19 protein-coding genes and 1 tRNA gene are annotated in these 18,129 nt (G+C 27.6%); 6 read left to right on the top strand and 14 right to left on the bottom strand.

The window, feature by feature from the left end; genetic code table 11:
• Positions 1–193: 193 nt before the first annotated feature.
• The 14 genes from RI01_RS01650 to RI01_RS01585 form a co-directional block, all read right to left on the bottom strand.
• Complete coding sequence (locus RI01_RS01650) at positions 194–898, bottom strand: hypothetical protein (protein WP_235728181.1); 705 nt, start codon at positions 896–898, stop codon at positions 194–196.
• A gap of 98 nt (positions 899–996) precedes the next feature.
• Entirely contained in the window at positions 997–1,788 is a 792-nt protein-coding gene (locus RI01_RS01645) for a lysophospholipid acyltransferase family protein (RefSeq protein WP_017192926.1), read from the bottom strand.
• Entirely contained in the window at positions 1,788–2,279 is a 492-nt protein-coding gene (locus RI01_RS01640; RefSeq protein WP_017192925.1) for a dihydrofolate reductase, read from the bottom strand. Before RI01_RS01640 ends, RI01_RS01645 begins: the two co-directional genes overlap by 1 nt.
• Entirely contained in the window at positions 2,276–3,142 is an 867-nt protein-coding gene (gene thyA, locus RI01_RS01635; RefSeq protein ID WP_017192924.1) for a thymidylate synthase, read from the bottom strand. Before thyA ends, RI01_RS01640 begins: the two co-directional genes overlap by 4 nt.
• A 213-nt stretch (positions 3,143–3,355) precedes the next feature.
• A tRNA-Ser gene (locus RI01_RS01630) sits at positions 3,356–3,444 on the bottom strand.
• A gap of 62 nt (positions 3,445–3,506) precedes the next feature.
• On the bottom strand, positions 3,507–4,694 hold the full coding sequence (locus RI01_RS01625; RefSeq protein WP_017192923.1) for an acetate kinase: 1,188 nt from the start codon (positions 4,692–4,694) through the stop codon (positions 3,507–3,509).
• Between the two features lie 422 nt (positions 4,695–5,116).
• A complete protein-coding gene (locus RI01_RS01620; RefSeq protein WP_017192922.1) occupies positions 5,117–6,646 on the bottom strand; it encodes a 2-hydroxycarboxylate transporter family protein in 1,530 nt (509 codons plus the stop codon).
• Positions 6,647–6,782: 136 nt separating this feature from the next.
• Positions 6,783–7,298, bottom strand: coding sequence for a DJ-1/PfpI family protein (locus RI01_RS01615; protein WP_017192921.1), 516 nt, complete (start codon positions 7,296–7,298; stop codon positions 6,783–6,785).
• Positions 7,299–7,640: 342 nt separating this feature from the next.
• Entirely contained in the window at positions 7,641–8,492 is an 852-nt protein-coding gene (gene truB, locus RI01_RS01610; protein WP_017192920.1) for a tRNA pseudouridine(55) synthase TruB, read from the bottom strand.
• Positions 8,493–8,533: 41 nt separating this feature from the next.
• Complete coding sequence (locus RI01_RS01605; RefSeq protein WP_017192919.1) at positions 8,534–8,848, bottom strand: thioredoxin family protein; 315 nt, start codon at positions 8,846–8,848, stop codon at positions 8,534–8,536.
• Between the two features lie 193 nt (positions 8,849–9,041).
• On the bottom strand, positions 9,042–10,550 hold the full coding sequence (locus RI01_RS01600; RefSeq protein ID WP_017192918.1) for an ATP-binding cassette domain-containing protein: 1,509 nt from the start codon (positions 10,548–10,550) through the stop codon (positions 9,042–9,044).
• A gap of 207 nt (positions 10,551–10,757) precedes the next feature.
• Complete coding sequence (locus RI01_RS01595; protein WP_017192917.1) at positions 10,758–11,780, bottom strand: HD domain-containing protein; 1,023 nt, start codon at positions 11,778–11,780, stop codon at positions 10,758–10,760.
• Between the two features lie 15 nt (positions 11,781–11,795).
• A complete protein-coding gene (locus RI01_RS01590; RefSeq protein WP_017192916.1) occupies positions 11,796–12,740 on the bottom strand; it encodes a CCA tRNA nucleotidyltransferase in 945 nt (314 codons plus the stop codon).
• A gap of 31 nt (positions 12,741–12,771) precedes the next feature.
• Positions 12,772–13,626, bottom strand: coding sequence for a DegV family protein (locus tag RI01_RS01585; RefSeq protein ID WP_017192915.1), 855 nt, complete (start codon positions 13,624–13,626; stop codon positions 12,772–12,774).
• A gap of 361 nt (positions 13,627–13,987) precedes the next feature.
• Between RI01_RS01585 and RI01_RS01580 the strand changes: the two genes are divergently transcribed.
• The 6 genes from RI01_RS01580 to RI01_RS03625 all read left to right on the top strand — a co-directional run bounded on the left by RI01_RS01580 (position 13,988) and on the right by RI01_RS03625 (position 18,034).
• Complete coding sequence (locus RI01_RS01580; RefSeq protein WP_017192914.1) at positions 13,988–14,638, top strand: S26 family signal peptidase; 651 nt, start codon at positions 13,988–13,990, stop codon at positions 14,636–14,638.
• A gap of 23 nt (positions 14,639–14,661) precedes the next feature.
• A complete protein-coding gene (locus RI01_RS01575) occupies positions 14,662–15,312 on the top strand; it encodes a uracil-DNA glycosylase (protein WP_017192913.1) in 651 nt (216 codons plus the stop codon).
• A 64-nt stretch (positions 15,313–15,376) separates the two neighbouring features.
• Positions 15,377–16,324: a ribonuclease HIII gene (gene rnhC / locus RI01_RS01570; protein WP_017192912.1), complete on the top strand. Its 948-nt coding sequence runs from the start codon at positions 15,377–15,379 to the stop codon at positions 16,322–16,324.
• Positions 16,325–16,387: 63 nt separating this feature from the next.
• Positions 16,388–16,807 (top strand): HIT family protein, encoded by a 420-nt coding sequence (locus RI01_RS01565; protein ID WP_017192911.1) that lies wholly within the window; start codon positions 16,388–16,390, stop codon positions 16,805–16,807.
• Positions 16,808–16,890: 83 nt separating this feature from the next.
• Positions 16,891–17,571 (top strand): PAQR family membrane homeostasis protein TrhA, encoded by a 681-nt coding sequence (gene trhA / locus RI01_RS01560; protein ID WP_017192910.1) that lies wholly within the window; start codon positions 16,891–16,893, stop codon positions 17,569–17,571.
• Positions 17,572–17,746: 175 nt separating this feature from the next.
• Positions 17,747–18,034 (top strand): hypothetical protein, encoded by a 288-nt coding sequence (locus tag RI01_RS03625; protein ID WP_017192909.1) that lies wholly within the window; start codon positions 17,747–17,749, stop codon positions 18,032–18,034.
• Positions 18,035–18,129 lie beyond the last annotated feature (95 nt).

Raw genomic sequence — 18,129 nt, 5'->3', positions numbered from 1 at the left:
AAATAAAGAAAATAAAATTTATTTACTTTTCCTCTCTTTTTTTACGACATTTTTTTACGACAAAAAGAGGTTAATGACGTGATATTTTTTTCACTTTTTAAAGAAGAAAAAAGGAAATAATCTAGAAATAATCTTTTTTTTCAACTAAAATAATCTTTTTTAATGTTAATGAATTTTACTATCATAAAAATGATTAGTTTTTTTTCTTAAAAAAATTTAAACAACAGAATAAATTGTTTTTTCTTTCGGACTTCTGTCTGTCGTAGATCACTTTTTTTTTAAAATGTTGATAAAAATCAGTGATTTTTAGAATTTTTCCATCAGCATCGTATTCTATAAATCTTTGAAGATTATTCTTTAAACTTTGAGAATCGAAAAAATATTTCCAAGAACGCATCAATTGTCCTTCTGAAGTGTATTCTAACACTTGAGAAAGTTGTTCGTTGTACGGGTGATAAATATTTTCTTGAATTAAACCTTCGTCCGGAAAATTAATTATTTTACCAATGGTTTTGCCTTGCAGGGAAAAAGTTTCCCCCTCGTATAAAACACCTTTTTTATTGTATTTTCGTGTAAAATGTATCTGATCGCTATTTTGATAATTTTCTCTCACAGTTTTTAATTGTCCGTTAGGGTAAAAATTTTTATAAGAAAGAGAAAAAGTACCGTTTTGATGAAATTTACTTTCTTGCAATAAGACGCCTTTTTCGTTATATTGAGAAAAAGTCAAATATGTTTCACCGTTGATGATTTCTGTTTTTATATTATTTTTTTTTCTTTTTTCATCTGGAAAAAAATCTCCCTCTTCTTCTTGATAATGACGAACTTTTTTTACAAAAGACAGATCTTTAGAAACATTTTTACTATTTTTGGATGGGAAAGGGAAATAAGTAATCATGAAAAAGAAAAACATACCCAAAAGAAATATTTTGGTTATTCGTTGAAAAAATAATTTGTTAAACATCAGGCTTGCACGCATACTTTCTATTTTGTTTTTTATAAAGTTGAATTAATAATATCAGCTACTTCTTGACCTATTTGTTGTGTATTTTTGCCTTTATAATCTTCATATTTAATATGAGGGTGAATAATTACTTCGACTTTTTTTCTTTTGAACCAAAATCTCTTTCTCATTTTATAAGCCCCTTTGAGAGTGATAGGAAGAATGTTTGCTTCGCCTTTAACAGCTATTTTATAAGCTCCATCTAAAGTGCTGATGATTTTATCGTTTTTTTTGTTAACAATGCCACCTTCAGGAAAAATAAGCATAGCAAGTTCTTGTTTCACATTTTCAATCGCTTGGTTTAAGTTTTGCGCTGTTGCGCGAGGATTGCCTCTGACTATTTTTAAACAATGAATAGAATTAAAATAATAACTTAAAAACCAGCCCCAACGACCTTTATACAAATCATCTTTAGGCGAGAAAGACATAGTTCTATCAACCGCACAAGCGATGATAAAAGGATCAAAATTAGTTTTATGATTAGAATAAATTACTAAATTCCCTTTATAAGGTATTAATTCTTGGTTATAAACTGTTACTTTAATGCGGAAAAATATAAGAATTAATTTAGAGATGTTAGCGACAACTTTCTGTTGAAAAGAGTTGTTAATTTTTAACCTTCTGTTGATAAACATCATGATAAAAAGCATCAATAAAACCATAATCCAAGATAAGGCTAAACTAGCGAAAAAACTTAAAAAATAACCTTCTATACCACATTTACAATACACAATAAAGGAAATATAAAAAGTTAAAAAAGATGTGATAAAAAATAAAGTAAACATTATTTAACTTTGCCTCCTTTTTGATAAGTAGCAAAAATCAATTCTTCTTGGATATCTTTTTCTATGAGTTGGTATTGGGTCAAGTCTACGTAAGGAAAAAAAGAATCCCCTTGATACCTTTTTAAGATATGAGTGATATATAAAACATCAGCATAAGGTAAGGATTGAGTATAAATTTGACTTCCACCTATAATAAAAATATTTTCTTCCGAATTTTGATACTTTTTTAAAAAAGCGATTAAATCGTTGACAATAATTCCGTCTGATAAATTACCTTGTTGAGAATTGCTAGCGATATAAGCAGTAGCAAAAGGTAAAGGTTTATTGCGGTAATATTGTTTTAAAGAAAGATAGGTATTCCACCCCATTAAAACATTTTTTTGGAAAGTTTTTTTTTTAAAAAAAACCAGATCTTTAGGATAATGCCAAGGTAAACTATTTTTATTTCCAATTAAAAAATTAGAATCCAAGGCGGTAATCAAACTAATCATACTGCTATTTCTCCTTTTAAAGATGGATGATAATGATAATTTTCTAATTTAAAATCTTCAAAGCAGAAATCTTCAATGTTTTTTACTTGCGGGTTTAAAAGCATTTGAGGTAGTTTTTTTGGTATACGCTTTCTTTGAATATTTATTTGTTCCAAATGATTGTGGTAAATATGTGCGTCACCTAAAGTATGAATAAATTCATAAGCTTCTAAACCAGTCACTTGCGCCACCATCATTAATAACAAAGAATATGAAGCGATATTAAAAGGGATGCCTAGAAAAACATCACCACTACGTTGAAACAATTGTAAAGAAATTTTGCTTTTATTGACATAAAACTGCATTAAGACGTGACAAGGAGGTAAAACCATTTCGTCTACCAAAGGCGGATTCCAAGCTGAAACAATTAAACGACGTGAATTCGGGTTTTTTTTGATTTCTTGAATGGTTTTTTGCAATTGATCTACTCCAGCAAAATCACGCCATTGTTTTCCATAAACAGGTCCTAAATCCCCATGTTTTTCTGCAAATTGAGAATCTTTTTTAATTTTATCAATAAATTCTTTCTGACTTTCGCCTTGAAAATCTGGCGATTGATAAAATTTTTGATAAGGCCATTCATTCCAAATATTAACATTATTCAGCGCTAAGTAACGGATGTTAGTATCTCCTTTGACAAACCATAATAATTCATGAATAATAGATCTTAAATGAACTTTTTTAGTGGTAACCAAAGGAAAACCTTCCTCTAATTTAAAACGCATTTGATAACCAAAAATACTTTGAGTAACGAATTTAGTACGATTTTCGCGCACTTCTCCTTTTTCTACGATCAAATTGCATAATTCTAAATATTTTTTCATATGAATAAAATTACCTTTTTTATTTTGAGAAGTATTTTTTTAATATTAAAAAAATTAAATTTTTGGAAATGTATTATTGTTGTCATCTTTTAAAGACAAGATTTAATCCGATTAAACATTTTATTTAAAAGTTTTTTTTGTTATAAAGTGATAAAAAAAAGTTAAAAAATAATCAAGAGATATTTTTTAACATTAAAAAAATATTTATTAATTTGGCGGAGGAGAAGGGATTCGAACCCTCGCATCTTTTCAGATCTACGCGCTTTCCAAGCGAGCCTCTTAAACCACTTGAGTACCCCTCCGATAATTTTTACCACTTCAACATTTAAGCAAAGTCAAAGCGGTAAAAAGGTTTGAAAAAAGATTAGTTTTTTTGTTTTAAAGCTACAACATCTCGAGCTATAGCTATTTCTTCGTTAGTAGGGATAACCATTACTTTAACTGAAGATTCAGGCATAGAAATGACTCTTTCTCCTGGCAGATGTTGATCGTTTAAATCTTGGTCTAAATAAATATTTAAAACTTCTAAACGTTTAACAACTTCTCTGCGGAAGAAAGAAGAATTTTCCCCTATTCCGGCTGTAAAAATTAAAGCATCAGCGCCTTTCAGTAAAACATAATAACTAGCGATATAATCAACAACTCTTTTGATTTGAATCTCAAAAGCTAATAAAGCTCTTTTGTTGTTTTTTTGAATCATGTTTTCTAAATCGCGTCCGTCATTAGAAATGCCTGAAATGCCTAATAAACCGGATTTTTTATTTAATTCATTAATCACTTCTTTAGCTGTTTTATTTTCTTTATCAGCGATAAAAGTGACAATATTAGGATCTACATTACCGCTACGTGTTCCCATCGGTACACCTTCTAAAGGAGTGAAACCCATGGACGTATCTACGGATTTGCCGTTTTCAATAGCAGTTAAAGAAACGCCGTTACCAGCATGACAAACTATTAATTTTAAGTTAGGTTTTTGGAAAATTTCTTGTGCTTTTTGGGAGATATATTGATAAGAGATGCCATGAAAACCGTATTTTCTAATTTTATATTTTTGATACCATTCATAAGGCGTTGCATATAAAAAGTTTTGTTCTTGCATAGTTTGATGGAAATTAGTGTCAAACACGCCTACTTGTAAAGTTTGAGGCAAAACTTTTTTAAAGACTTTGATGCTTAAAAGGTTAGCAGGATTATGAAGAGGAGCTAAATTGTTTAAACTTTCAACTTGTTTAATGTTTTCCTCTGTTAAAACAACAGAATTTTTAAAATATTCTCCACCTTGAACAATTCTGTGACCTACTCCATCAATTTCATCTAGCGTTTTGATAAAGTTTTTTTCAATTAAATAATCTAACAACATTTCTACCGCTTGTTTGTGGTCCGAAATAGGAACAATTTGTTCTTGCTTGTGTCCTGTAGTTTTAATTTTAAAAATAGTATTCGTATTGCCTATTCTTTCAAATAAACCGTCACAAAGAACTTCTTCATTTTTCATATTTAATAATTGAAATTTTAAAGAAGAACTACCTGCATTAACAGACATGATTTTCATAATATATTTTTCTCCTTTTTATATTTTTTTCTAACATATTAGTTGGAAATATTTTCGTCAAAAACTTTTTTAATTGTATTCAAATTATAATTAAATTAAGCAACCTTTTTTATTTTAACATATAAAAAATATTAAAAATGTATTTTTGAAACAAAATTAATCTTTTATTTCCTTAAAATATCTATTATTGAATTGCTTTGGAACAATAAAAACATTTATGTTGCACAGCGAAAAAACTAAAAATAAAATAGATGGATAATTGTTAAATTTATTTTTTCTCCCATTAAACGTCTTTTAGAATCAACGATTATAGTTTATCTTTCGTCTTGGAGCGATTATCGTTAAAAAAAAGAAAAAAAACTAAACTGTTGTGACAAATAAAACAGTTTAGTTTTGGGTTGGGATTTTTAAAAATTAATCGACTATAAAATAGATATTGTATAAAAAACAGGATAAAAGATGCTAGCGATAATAACCACTAAATCTCCACCAATACGAGTAGAAATTTGCGCATAAGGCATCAATTCGAAGGAATCTGATGCTTCTAAAATAGCTAAATTACCTACCCCGCCAATACTGTTAGCGCAAAGACCGCCAGCAATAGAAGCTTGTACCGGGTAATAACCCATTTTGTTTCCGACAATAGCAGACGTTAATGCGGTTGTTAATACAGCTAAAACAGAAACAATGAAAAAGTTAATATTGCTTACGTTTTTTATCAATGCATTAATATCTATCGTTGCCCCGATAACAACCAAAATAGAAGAAGATAAGTTATTAGTCACTAATTTAGACGCTTGTTCGATGCTTTGAACGAAACGATCAGAAATAATGTCAAACGCTTTGAAAACTAACACTAAAACCACTAAGAAAATAATAGTTGGTGGAATGAAATTTTCAACACTTGGCATTAAACATACAAACAGAGAACGGATTAAAACACTTAAAGCGTATAAAGCGAAAATAGCTACAAAACCAGTTTTGATTTGTTCAAAAGTAATTTTGTTTTCTTCTTTTTTAACTTCTGCCGGATTTGCTTTTGCATTAGAAACAACAGCAGGCAAAACTTCTTTTTCTAACGAACCAGTTGGGCTGTTGAATTTACTTTTACCAAATATTTTTTTAATTAATCCACTAAAAATAACGCTTACTATACCGCCAACCAATAAAGCAGTTATTATGTGCGCCGTAAACAATGCTTGAACAGTCGTTCCATCGACACCGCCTACACTCTCTTTTCCTTGTCTTTGGGAAAAAATAGTGGATAGAGGAATGATGCCGCAAGTCAGACCGCCGCTAGCAATAGGGACGAAAATATAAAATAAAGCATTTAAAGCACCGTTTTTGTCTTGCCCACTACCACCAAGACCATCAATACCACCTATAGGGTTTAAAAACCAACCGGCTATACCGACAAATGTAGCTGAAACGATTAAAGAAATAACTACTAAAGATAAAAATTTAAGACCATTTCTTTTCAACATTTCTTTGTCAATTCCTAAAAGGCTCCCAACCACTAAAGAAGCAACAAACATTTCAGAAAAACCGATAGTACCGTTAAAGATTTTTATATTATCTCTAAAAGCTTGTTGAAACAAATTGAATCGGAATTTATCGTTTAAAAATGTGCAATTATAATTGAAAATAAAAGCAGGCACTAATAAGCTTAAAATAGCTCCACCGCCAATATCTTTTAAAATAGGAGTTTTTTTACCTATTACTTTAAACAATTCAGCTACAACCATAGCAATCAATAAAACACCAATTAAATTGTGCCATTTTATTACGCCTTTGTCAACTGCGTCAACCTTTTCCACGCTAAAAGAAAAACCTAAATAAGCTATGGAAATAGCTAAAATGATTAAAATTAAATAAAGAGGGAAACCTAAAATAGTTATTGGTTTTTTAGAACTTGGAGACGAAATATTTTTTTCATAATTTTGTGTTTGCATCAATATTTTCTCTTCTTCTTTCTTAAATTTTTTTATCATTATTTTTTTATATTTAATGACTAAAATATTTCAACTTTTTTAGTTGTTTCTAATTAAGACTAAAAATATTTTTAATAATCGTTATTTATAACTATTATTAAACAATTAATTTATCTATCAAATGAGAGACAAAATCAAAAACTGTTGCTGGAGATTGAGAAGTGACAAAATTACCGCTCACAACTGTTGGAATTTCACTTGTATAATTGCCAGTAATATATTTCTCATAACCAGGATAACAAGTAAATTGATGATTTTCTAATAAATTAAGTTTCCCTAAGAAAGATGGCGCTGCACAAATAGATCCAATAATTTTGTTTCTATCGGCAAAATGTTTAATAATATCTAAAATAATTTGTAAGTCACGACCGTTTTCGTCTAATAATTGTTTTACATATGGGCCTCCTGGAAGAATTAAAAAATCATAATTATCATAATTCACTTGATCAATACACATATCTGCTTTAACTTGAAGTTTTTGCGATGAAAAAACATTTAAAGATTCGTTTAATGTCAAAGTAGTAACGTCTAAATTTGTTTTTTTCAGTAAAGCTCTCGTTACTAAAGCTTCACAATCTTCAAAACCATTATATAAAACTAATAAACCTTTCATAATTCTTATTCAATCTTAAATATCATTATCTTTTAAAAATAAAAATACTTAACAAAATTGATTCTCCTTTTTTATATAAAGTTGCACAAAAATTTATCTTGTTTACTATTAAATTTTATCATTAATTTATGATTATTTTTATATTTTTTTATTATTAATGAAATTTGGTTAAATTTCTTCTGATGGTAAAATTTATTTTATCTTTGTTTAAAACTGGAAAACGATCTTTTTGAGGTGTATTGGTTCTAAGGAAGAAAAAAATATTTGTTTTTAATAATAACAATAAAAAAAGACTTTAATTTATAAAGTCTTTTGGTTATGAAGCAAAAAAAATTTTGCTTATTAGAAAAAATATCTAGGACGGTATTTATTTTTTTCAATTGGTTCATAATAAGCGATCCAATTTGCTTTTTGATCTAAAACCACAAAAGGTTCATCAGTTATAATCTGTCTTTCGTCTAAATAAACACCGTTTTGCACCAATCTAACTAAATAATCGTTTAAAACGATTTGTTTATGATTTTGAAATAAGATTTTAACATAGTTTAAATCGTCTAAACTAACCTCATCAATTGTTTTAGCGTGTTTCCAATAATAAGAACCAATTTGGGTTCTTGTTAAAGATTGTAAAGAACCGTAAGTATTCATTTTTTCCCCAATATCTCTCGCTAAGCTTCTAATATAGGTTCCTTTGGAAACATTAGTCACGAATTCTATTTGATCGTTTTTTAACGCTGACACCATCTCTAAATGATATATTTTAACTTTTCTAGGAGCAACATCTATCTCGATGTTTTTCCTGGCTAAATCATATAATTTTTCCCCTTTAACTTTAATAGCGGAATAAAGAGGAGGTTTTTGTAGATATTGTTTTTGATCGAAAAAACGAAAACTTTCTTGTACCATTTCATTAGTCAAAGGCATTTCTTTTTGAGCGGTTAAAGTACCAGTTATATCTAAAGTGTCGTATTGTTTGTTAAAAACTATACTCCCTTGATAAACTTTATTTAAATTTTCAAACAAAAAAGCTAATTTAGTCGCTCGATTGATTAAAACGATTAAAAGCCCTTTCGCCATAGGATCTAAAATCCCTGTATGACCTGTTTTAGCAAAATTAAATTTTTTTTTAATTTTATAAACGACATCATGTGATGTCATATTAGGTTTTTTATTTATTAAAAAAAATCCATCCATATTTCATTATTAAACACTGCTTTCTTTTTGTTCAAAAACAATTATGCATTATTTTCTAAAAAAGATTTTAATTCTTCTGAAGAACAATAGCCTATTCTTCTTTTGATTTCTTTCCTGTTTTTATAAAAAACTAAAGTAGGGAAGGTATTTACTTTATTTTCTTTCGTTATTTCTGGATGTTGATCAATATCAATTTTAACTAAAGAAATATTTTTATTTTTGGCAAAATATTCATCTAAAAAAGGCATTAATTTTTGACAAGGATAACACCAAGAAGCGTAAAAATATACTAAAACTAATGCTTGTTGATTAATTAACTGTTGAAAATCTATTTTTGGAGTAGTGTTGTCTGACATTTGTGTATAACCTTTCTAAATTATATTTAAAATTATTTTCTAATCGATATCATAAAATGATATTCATTATTATTATATTACATTGTCTCTTTTAAAAAAAATATTTACTCCTCAAAGAAGCATATTTTCTAGATATAAAAAACATTAAAAAAGACCTTTTGAAAAATAAGGTCTAAATAAAAATTTGTCGTAATTATCTATTTGCAATAACATCAATTGGTTTTTTGCGTGATAATGTGTAAATCGGAAGGGAGATAGAAAGGAATGTTAAAGTGTAAACAAATAAATATTGCATTCCTAAAAACAACCAATATCTAAGTGTTGCCATTCTTGAAAAATCTGTAAACAATGCTCCTAACAAAGCGAAAGAAAAAATTAATATATTGATGATTGTTGCGTAAATAAATCCTTCAGATAAGAATATTTTAGAAACTGTTGAACCTCGCGCTCCTAAAGCTCTTAAAGAACCAACTTCTTTCTTTTTCATTTTAATGCTGGCATTGAAATAGATGTATATCATCATAAAGGCAATAAGACTCATAATTATTAAAAAAATAATTAAACCTATGCGAACATAATAAAATTCTTTCATTAAAGAGTCATATTTTTTTTCAAATTCTAACTTTACAACGGGTTCGAGTTCAATTTTTTTTTTCACTTCAGGGCTCGCATTTTTATAAACATCCATTTTATTTAAGTCATATTTCCATAACGATTCTTTAACATAAAGAAAAGTTTCTAAAATGTATGCAAAAATAGCTGCCACCCAAGCAACAATAAGAGCCGAAAGCACTAATAAAACTTTTTTAGTTTTGAAAGCAGAAGCTCCCATTTTAAAGGCTTTTTTCCAAGGTAGTTGACTAGAAACATTTTTAAATGTTACTGGTTGTTCTTCCAGAAGAACTTCTTGTGTTGGCACAAATCCTTCTTTATAATCGTTTTTAGCTTGATCTTGAATTTGTTTAATCATTTCTTCGTTTAAAACTTGTCCTTTAGCGAACTTAAGTTGCTTAGTTTTAACTAAGTTTCGGTCTTTAGTTAAATCTTCTATAATTTGACCATCTTTTAATTCGATCACACGGTCTCCATATTTAAAAGCACTTTCAACATCGTGAGAAATTATAAGAACTAATTTATCTTGTGATAATTTTTTTAAAATATTAAAAATTTGTTCGCCAGTTTTTGAATCCAGGTTCCCTGTTGGTTCATCCGCTAAAATAATCTCCGGATTTTTAACTAAAGCACGAGCGATGGCTATTCTTTGTTTTTGTCCGCCTGATAATTCGTTAATTTTTCTTTCTTCATAACCTAAAAGTTCCATTTCTTTTAATAAGTTATAAATTAGTTTATTATCCGGTTTTTGACCCTGAAGCTCATTCGCTAAAGCGATATTTTCATAAACATTCATACTTTCCATTAAATTAAATTCTTGGAAAATAAATCCTAAAACGCCGTTTCGATAGTTGTCTAAATCATTTTGTTTTAATTCTTTTATATAAAACTTATTAATTAATATATCTCCACTATCACACTTATCAAGTCCTCCCAACAAGTTTAAAAGAGTCGATTTGCCCGATCCTGATTTTCCTAAAATAAAGATTAAACCTTTATTAGGCAATTTTAAAGAGACATTATTTAAACCTATTGTAGGTAAGCCGGTTTTAGTAACAAAACCCTTATTAATTTTGATTAACTCAAACATTTTTAAATCCTTTTCTTTTTAAATTTTAAAATAAATTGAACCAGTTCTTTTTTCAATTTTGTAAAATTGAAAGGTTAAAAGTTTACTAGTTGAATTTCTATTAATCAATTTATTTTAACACAAAAAAAGCCTTTTTGATAAAAATAAAGCCCTTATTTGAAATAAAAAACGTCCATTAATTGTAAAAAAAACCTTTAAAGATATTTATTATTCTTTATTATTGTCTTTTTCGTCAAATAAAGGTTTATAAAAATTTCTTTTACCTACGGCTGATAAGGGTTCTGAAAATTCTCCTGATGGAGTTTTTTCTAAAAGTTCTCCCAAAGTGGTTAATTTAGCGTCTATATCGTCTAAATACCATAATAAAAGCGCTTCACTAGTTTGAGGTCTTTTAGAAGCTCCATATTCTAAAAGTCCGTGATGAGAAATTAATAAGTGTTTTAATAATGTTACTTCTTCTTTATCTTGATAACCTAAATTCAGCGCTTCTTCATGAATGTTGTTAGAACCTAACACTAAATGACCTAATAAAGATCCTTCTTTTAAATATTTTTTTTGAGAAAAATCGAATTCTTCTATTTTAGCCATATCATGTAAAATAATTCCGGCATACAATAAATCAACGTTTAAAAAAGAATAAATTCGTACGAAAAATTCAGCTAATTTTAACATATTAATTGTGTGATAACCTAATCCGCCGTAATAATTATGATGCGTTTTTAAAGCTGCCGGCCAAATCAAAAAAGAAGTTTTATTTTTCAAATATAAATTAGTAGTGATTTCTTTTAATATTTTATTTTTAATTTTATCTAAATAATTTTGAATTATTTCATCTACTAAAGCGAATGAGATAGGAGAACAATTAAAAAAATGCGAATAAAGTTCATAAGTTTGTTGATAATCTAATACATTCTCTATTAAAGTGTAATCTTGACAAATAAAGACCTTATCTTCTTTTTTTTCAACACAAATGACCGTAAAAAGATAAATCTTATCTTTAATGGGAGGAGCATATTGAGGTTCTAATTTAATGTTAACGCATTTTTCTTCAGGTAAAGAAATAGTCGTATTATAGAAGTCTTCTCCTTGGTTGATACCAGTTACTTTCCCTATTAATTTATATTTTTGACCAATTTTTTTTTCTTTTAAAATATTGCTTTGATTTTTATACATCTTTTTTTCTCTTTTTAATTCATTTATAAAAAAACCTTTATAAATTGATTTTTCCATACTTTTTTGTATTCACTATTTATTTAAATTTAATTGTTTTTTTATTTGTCGATTTAAAGAAGAATGTTGTTGAGTGTTGTATTCTGATAAGAGATAATGTTGTTTTTGATACCAAAAAGCTATTTGTTGAAATAAGGTTTTTTCTTCTGATTTAAAAGGATAATCATTGATAATTTTTGGTTCAAAAAGAAAAGCTAAACTAAAAAATAATTCGTAAGTAAAATGGTTTATTTTCTTTTCTAAGGCGAAAAGAACGATTTTTTTAAAACTAGTTAGCACTTCAAGAGCGTTATGTTCTCGTAAAGAATGAAACGCTTTGGCAAGATTTTTCTGTTTTAAAATTTTTTTCCATTCTTTTAATAAAGTTTGCGGTTTTATTTTTGCCAATAAAACAATATTTTCTTTTAAAACTTTTTGCGTTTCAACTTCCAGATCAAAATTCAATTTAGCTTGTAGATAAAAAATCCTCATCATCCTTAAAGCGTCTTCTGTTAATTTTTGATACGGATCGCCTACTGTTCTAATCAGTTTTTTAGCTAAATCCTGCTTTCCGTTAACATAATCTATTATTTCATCATCTTCATTTAATAGTAAGCTATTTATAGTGAAATCGCGTCTCATAAGATCTATTTTAATATCAGAGATAAAAGTTATTTTTGAAGGATAACGATGTGAGAGGTATTTCCCTTCTTTGCGATAAGTAGTGATTTCAAAAGAATGCCCTTCCCAAAAAATTTTTAAAGAACCATATTTCAGACTAGTAGAAACAGAAGGAAATAATTTTTGCACCACAGAAGGATGGGCGTTAGTAGTAATATCTACATCAGAAAAAGACACATTTAACAATAAATCTCTTATTGCTCCACCAACGATAAAAGCTTCAAAGTGGTTTTGTTTTAAAATTTTTAAAACTTTTTGAGCTGTCTTTATTTTATCTATTTGTTTATGATTAACTTTCATAAAAGTCTCTTTTAGATTATTTTTTTGAATTTTATAAATCTTTTAAAATAATCCCTACTCCAACAACATTATTGCCGACATGAGCACCTAAAGAAGGAGATGAAGGTATTTCTAAAATATCAGTTAAATTTAGTTCTTTTTCTAAAGCGACTCTAAAATCTTTTCTTAATTCAGGGTTTCCAGTAAAGGATAAATGCAGAAGATATTTTCTATCTCTAGTATAATCTTTAATTTGGTCAATAATATAATCAAAAGCTTTTTCAGTAGAGAAAGTTTTTTGTATCATCACTATTTGACCTTTGTCGTTTAGTTGTAAAATAGGTTTAACCCTAAAAAATCTTCCTAAAAAACCTTTTGTTTTAGTTAAACGACCGTTTTGGATTAATTGAGTTAAAGTATTAACAACAAAAAAAATCGTATTATTGGCTTTTATTTTATCTAAATGTTGAATAACTTCCGGAACAGAAGCCCCTTGTTTAAATAAACGTAGCCCTTCCAGAGCGAAATAACCTTCTGAAAAACCAACTGTATTAGTGTTATAAGGAATCACTTCAATTTCGTCTTTCACTATTTTTTGCGCTTGAACGACGCCATTATAAGTACCACTTAATTGGGCAGAAATAGTAGTCACTAAAACCCTTTTGTAACCTTGTTGAGCTAATTTTTTAAAATAATTTACCAATTCGCCTACTGAAATTTGAGATGTTTTAGGCACGAATTTTGGATTTTTATTTAAAATTTTGTAAAATTCATAAGCACTTAAATTTTCTCCGTCTATATATTCTTTACCATCAATATAGATTTTAATCCTTATTAAATCAATTTCACTAGTTTCAGAATAATAATCTAAACAACTAGTTGAAGTAGAAACTACTTTTATATTCATATTTCTTTTTGCCCTCTAATGTACTTGAAATTTAAACATAAATTGTTTTATATCAACATTATAACAAAAAAAAGATAAAAAACCATGTTTTAAGAATCTCTATTAGAAGGGTTGTCCAAAGGATAAACTATTATCTTAATTTATAAACTGTATTTATCAATGATTAGAAACTTTCTAACTTAACAAATTTTTAAAAAAATATAAAATATTTTGGCCTTTTTTCATTAATTAAAAAAGAATGAAAAAAAATTGATTCAATTTTTCCCAAAAACAATAAAAATATATTATAATTGAGTTAGTTAATTCTATTTTTAATAATTTATTTCTCAAAAGATTCGAAAAGTCACGGTATAAAAAAATAATGAAGAAAAATGATCATTCTCCAATAAAAAATATTTTTAAAATTATTGTTACTGTTTTCAAATACGTTATTTTATTATTAGCTGTTTTAATGATGTTATTTAATGTTTTTGGATCATTAGCTACCACTTTGAAATATTTTCGTTTTAGTTTATCTAAAGTGCCGACTCCAAGCATGTACCCAACTATCAAACCGGGAGATTATGTTTTAATTAAATATATATCAGACGAAGATAAGGAAAAATTAAAACAAGGTGAAAAAGATGGAGATATCATTGTTTTTGAACCTAGCGGGAAACAAGCAAATGGCAAAACGTCAGATATTTCAGATTTAAAAACACAAGGTGCTCAATATGTTATCCATAGAGTTGTTAAAAACGAGCCCAACAACAAAGGAAATACAAAAGACAAAGATAAAACATTAATAACGACCAAAGGAGATAATAATAAGGAATCTTCGGATTATGAAACAAATTTACGATATGAGGATATTAGAGCTAAACACGTGCTTATTATTCCCAAATTTTATGTTTATTTTGTCTTTTTTGCAGTCTGGATCTTATTTATGTTTGTTATAAGGGGCGATGACGAAGAAGAGGAAGAATGCGAAGAGTATAAAGAGGGAGGAGAAGAAAAAAATACCATTAATTAAAAGATTTGGGATAAAATAATATTGTGTGGAAGACTATCATAGAACAAGAAAAACAAAAAAATTATTTTCAAAAAATATCGCTTTTTTTAGAAGAAGAATATAACCAAGGCAAAGAAATTTTCCCTCCTCAAAAAGATATTTTTAATGCTTTTGAATTCGCCCCTTGGGAGAAAGTAAAAGTAGTTATTTTAGGACAAGATCCTTATCCCGGTGTTAATCAAGCTCATGGCTTATCTTTTAGTGTTTTAAACGATAAAACGCCCGCTAGTTTAAGAAATATTTTTAAAGAGTTGAAAAATAATTTATCTTTAGAAACAAAGACAAACAATTTGTCTAATTGGGCTTTTCAAGGAGTTTTATTATTAAACGCGATTTTAACGGTAGAAAAAGGAAAACCTTTAAGTCATAGTCATATCGGTTGGCAAAGTTTTACTAAAAATATTTTAAAAACTTTAAACCGCAAAGAAAATATTGTCTATATTTTATGGGGCAAATTCGCACAAACTTTTGAACCATACATTGATGCGGATAAAAATTATATTATTAAAAGTCCCCATCCTTCGCCTCTTTCAGCTCATAGAGGATTTTTCGATTCTCAACCTTTTTCTAAAACAAACCAATATTTAGCGCAAAATAAAATTCCTATTATTGATTGGTCTTTAATTGAAAAATAAAAACAAGATAGCTAGATAGATCAATTAAATCATTCTTTTTCCAAGGAAAAATAAGAGGTTTTTAATGTCTGAAAATCACACTTTTAAATTAAATTTAGAACAAATAAAAAGTCTGCAAACAAATTACCAAAAAGACATTATTTCGCATAATAATCATACCGTTATGGCGGTTATTAAAAAAAACAATGTTAAAATTACTTTTTTTAAAACAGGAACTTGTTTGCTTCAAGGTAAAAATATTCAAACAGAAATCGCTTTTATTCAAGAAAAATTGAATTTTCAGCAGCAAAAAAACCTTCTTTTGTCTAATCCTCCTTCCCAGACTTTATCTTCCGAATCTTCTTCCCTCCTTGTTAAAGAGAGCCTTTTAGCAAGAACGAATAACATTGGTTTGGACGAAGTAGGAACAGGCGATGTTTTCGGTCCGGTTGTGGTGTGTGCTGTTTTAGTAAGAAAAGAAGAGATGTCTTTTTTACAAGAAATAGGCATTCAAGATTCTAAAAAAATATCTTCTCAACAAATTTTTAAAATAGCTCCTTTAGTGATGCAAAAAGTACCTTATCGTGTGCAAATCCTTCCTCCCCAAGAATACAATCTTTTAATTCAAAACAATAATTTGAATAAAATCAAAGCTTTATTGCATAACAATAATCTTTTAGAGTTTTTAAAGGAATTGCCGAATCCAAAATACCCTGTTATTTTGGATCAATTTACTTCTTCTAAAAAATATTTCGCTTATTTAGCCAACGAAAAAGAAGTTTTCTGCAATCTTCTTTTGGAAACCAAAGCCGAATCTAAATATTTAAGCGTTGCTTTGGCTTCTATTATCGCTAGATATGTTTTTTTACAAAAAATAAAAGCTTTAAATAAATCTCTACAAATGGAATTAAAATTAGGCGCTTCTAAGTTAGTGGATGAACAAATTAAGTGGATTTATCAAAGCAAAGGTTTAGAGGTTTTAAAAAAAATTTCTAAAAATAATTTTAGAAATATCAGAACTTATTTAAAATAACTTTATCTTATAAATGATAGTTATTATTTTAAAAAATAGAAGAAAAAAGAGGTTTTTTTAATTATGTCTACTATATTTACTAAAATTATTCGCCATGAAATTCCTGGTTATATTTTATATGAAGATGATTTAGTGGTCGCTTTTTTAGATGTTTCGCAAAACACTAAAGGTCATACATTAGTGGCTACTAAAGAGGAATATGCGAATATACACGCAGTTCCGACAGAGGTATTAAAAAATTTATTTGGAGTAGTACAACAAATGAGTCGCGTTTTAGTTCAAACTTTTAACGCTGAAGGAATAAATTTATTAAATAATAACGGAGCAATAGCCGGTCAAACAGTTTTTCATTTTCACGTGCATTTATTGCCGCGTTATAACGAAAAAGAGCTGATAATTAACGCTGTTAATCATATGAACCAATTGACTAAAAAATATTATCAAGAAATTCAAAACATTATTTTAAAAAACTGGCATAAATAAATTTTTTTTGTTAAAAAAATATGATTAAATAACTTTTTTTAATTATTTACAAAAATTTTCCAAGAAAGGAGGATAGTATAAGAATGAATTGGGCAACTAAAAAAGTAGAACGACAAACAATAGGTGAAGAAATCGCTAACGCGATATCGCACGGTATAATGATTCCTTTAAGTATTTTTATTTTTTGTTTTTTTAATAAATATTCTTTACATGAAAAAAAAACAGTCAATCGTATCCCTTTATCCGCTTTTATTGTGACTATGATGATCCTTTATTCTATGAGTTCTTTATATCACGCTTTAGCTTTTACTAAAGCTAAAAAATTATTCCAAAAATTCGATCATATAAGTATTTATTTATTGATTTGGGGCAGTTTCTTCCCTTTTTTATTTTTAAAATTAGATCAAGAGTTGTTTTCTATCGACAGCCTTAAAGTGACAAAAGGTTGGTTCTTTTTCTTGATCCAAACCATAGTTGTTTTTATAGGCATTTCCTTTAAAATTTTGAGTTTCGATAAAGGCAAAAAACTACATTTGTTTTTATTTTTAATCTTAGGTTGGAGTGGTCTTTTTTTAATCCATTCTCTTTGGGATTTGAAAAAGAGTTTGTTGTTTTTGGTCTTAGGCGGAGTAGCTTACAGCGCAGGAGTTATTTTTTATAATAATTCCTATAAGAAATATTACCATTTTATTTGGCATCTTTTCGTTAATGCCGGTAATATTTTACATGTTGCAGCTATCCATTATATGTTAGAAAAATTGTAAAGTTAACCATAAATATTAACAAATAATAGAATTTTACTATATAAATGAAAAAATTAAGAATATAAAATCTATTTAAACAATTAAAAAAAGACCTCTTTCAAATAAAGGTCTTAGTGAGATCGATTGTTTGGGCTCCTATTCAAAAAAATAAACAAATAACTAACTAAACTGCTTAATGCGGTTTTTTTATTTTTTAAAAAAAAGAAAAGGAAGTAACCACAAGGAAGCACTTATTAAAACAAGAAATGATAATGTTTTAGATATTCATAAAAATATAAATGAATATTTTTTAAAACAAAAAAGTTCTAAAGTTATAGAACATTTTAATCAAAAAAATAATTATGAATGGGAATTTGAAGTTTTTAATCCTAAAAATAACAAAATAGTAAAAGTATCTTTATTTATTTGTCATTGTCCTGTTCAAAATTATTTTAAATGTAAAGATTGCAACAAAATGGGGTGAGCCTGCGCTGTTCCGTTTTTTTAGACAACTTTTGTCTTTAAAATTATTCTTTAAAACTTAAAATTAAGTGATAATTTCATATCTTTTCAAACTAA

It is taken from the genome of Italian clover phyllody phytoplasma str. MA1, assembly GCF_000300695.1.
GTDB lineage: Bacteria > Bacillota_I > Bacilli_A > Acholeplasmatales > Acholeplasmataceae > Phytoplasma.
This window is presented reverse-complemented; position numbering and strand designations above follow the sequence as displayed.

Excerpts from the sequence above, each read along its gene's own strand:
- RI01_RS01585 (WP_017192915.1), bottom strand. The coding sequence starts at position 13,626 with ATGAATATAAAAGTAGTTTCTACTTCAACTAGTTGTTTAGATTATTAT.
- trhA (WP_017192910.1), top strand. The coding sequence starts at position 16,891 with ATGAATTGGGCAACTAAAAAAGTAGAACGACAAACAATAGGTGAAGAA.
- RI01_RS03625 (WP_017192909.1), top strand. The coding sequence starts at position 17,747 with ATGCGGTTTTTTTATTTTTTAAAAAAAAGAAAAGGAAGTAACCACAAG.
- RI01_RS01640 (WP_017192925.1), bottom strand. The coding sequence starts at position 2,279 with ATGATTAGTTTGATTACCGCCTTGGATTCTAATTTTTTAATTGGAAAT.
- RI01_RS01565 (WP_017192911.1), top strand. The coding sequence starts at position 16,388 with ATGTCTACTATATTTACTAAAATTATTCGCCATGAAATTCCTGGTTAT.
- RI01_RS01580 (WP_017192914.1), top strand. The coding sequence starts at position 13,988 with ATGAAGAAAAATGATCATTCTCCAATAAAAAATATTTTTAAAATTATT.
- rnhC (WP_017192912.1), top strand. The coding sequence starts at position 15,377 with ATGTCTGAAAATCACACTTTTAAATTAAATTTAGAACAAATAAAAAGT.
- RI01_RS01615 (WP_017192921.1), bottom strand. The coding sequence starts at position 7,298 with ATGAAAGGTTTATTAGTTTTATATAATGGTTTTGAAGATTGTGAAGCT.
- RI01_RS01590 (WP_017192916.1), bottom strand. The coding sequence starts at position 12,740 with ATGAAAGTTAATCATAAACAAATAGATAAAATAAAGACAGCTCAAAAA.
- RI01_RS01620 (WP_017192922.1), bottom strand. The coding sequence starts at position 6,646 with ATGCAAACACAAAATTATGAAAAAAATATTTCGTCTCCAAGTTCTAAA.
- RI01_RS01605 (WP_017192919.1), bottom strand. The coding sequence starts at position 8,848 with ATGTCAGACAACACTACTCCAAAAATAGATTTTCAACAGTTAATTAAT.
- RI01_RS01650 (WP_235728181.1), bottom strand. The coding sequence starts at position 898 with ATGATTACTTATTTCCCTTTCCCATCCAAAAATAGTAAAAATGTTTCT.
- RI01_RS01595 (WP_017192917.1), bottom strand. The coding sequence starts at position 11,780 with ATGGAAAAATCAATTTATAAAGGTTTTTTTATAAATGAATTAAAAAGA.
- truB (WP_017192920.1), bottom strand. The coding sequence starts at position 8,492 with ATGGATGGATTTTTTTTAATAAATAAAAAACCTAATATGACATCACAT.
- RI01_RS01600 (WP_017192918.1), bottom strand. The coding sequence starts at position 10,550 with ATGTTTGAGTTAATCAAAATTAATAAGGGTTTTGTTACTAAAACCGGC.
- thyA (WP_017192924.1), bottom strand. The coding sequence starts at position 3,142 with ATGAAAAAATATTTAGAATTATGCAATTTGATCGTAGAAAAAGGAGAA.
- RI01_RS01645 (WP_017192926.1), bottom strand. The coding sequence starts at position 1,788 with ATGTTTACTTTATTTTTTATCACATCTTTTTTAACTTTTTATATTTCC.
- RI01_RS01625 (WP_017192923.1), bottom strand. The coding sequence starts at position 4,694 with ATGAAAATCATGTCTGTTAATGCAGGTAGTTCTTCTTTAAAATTTCAA.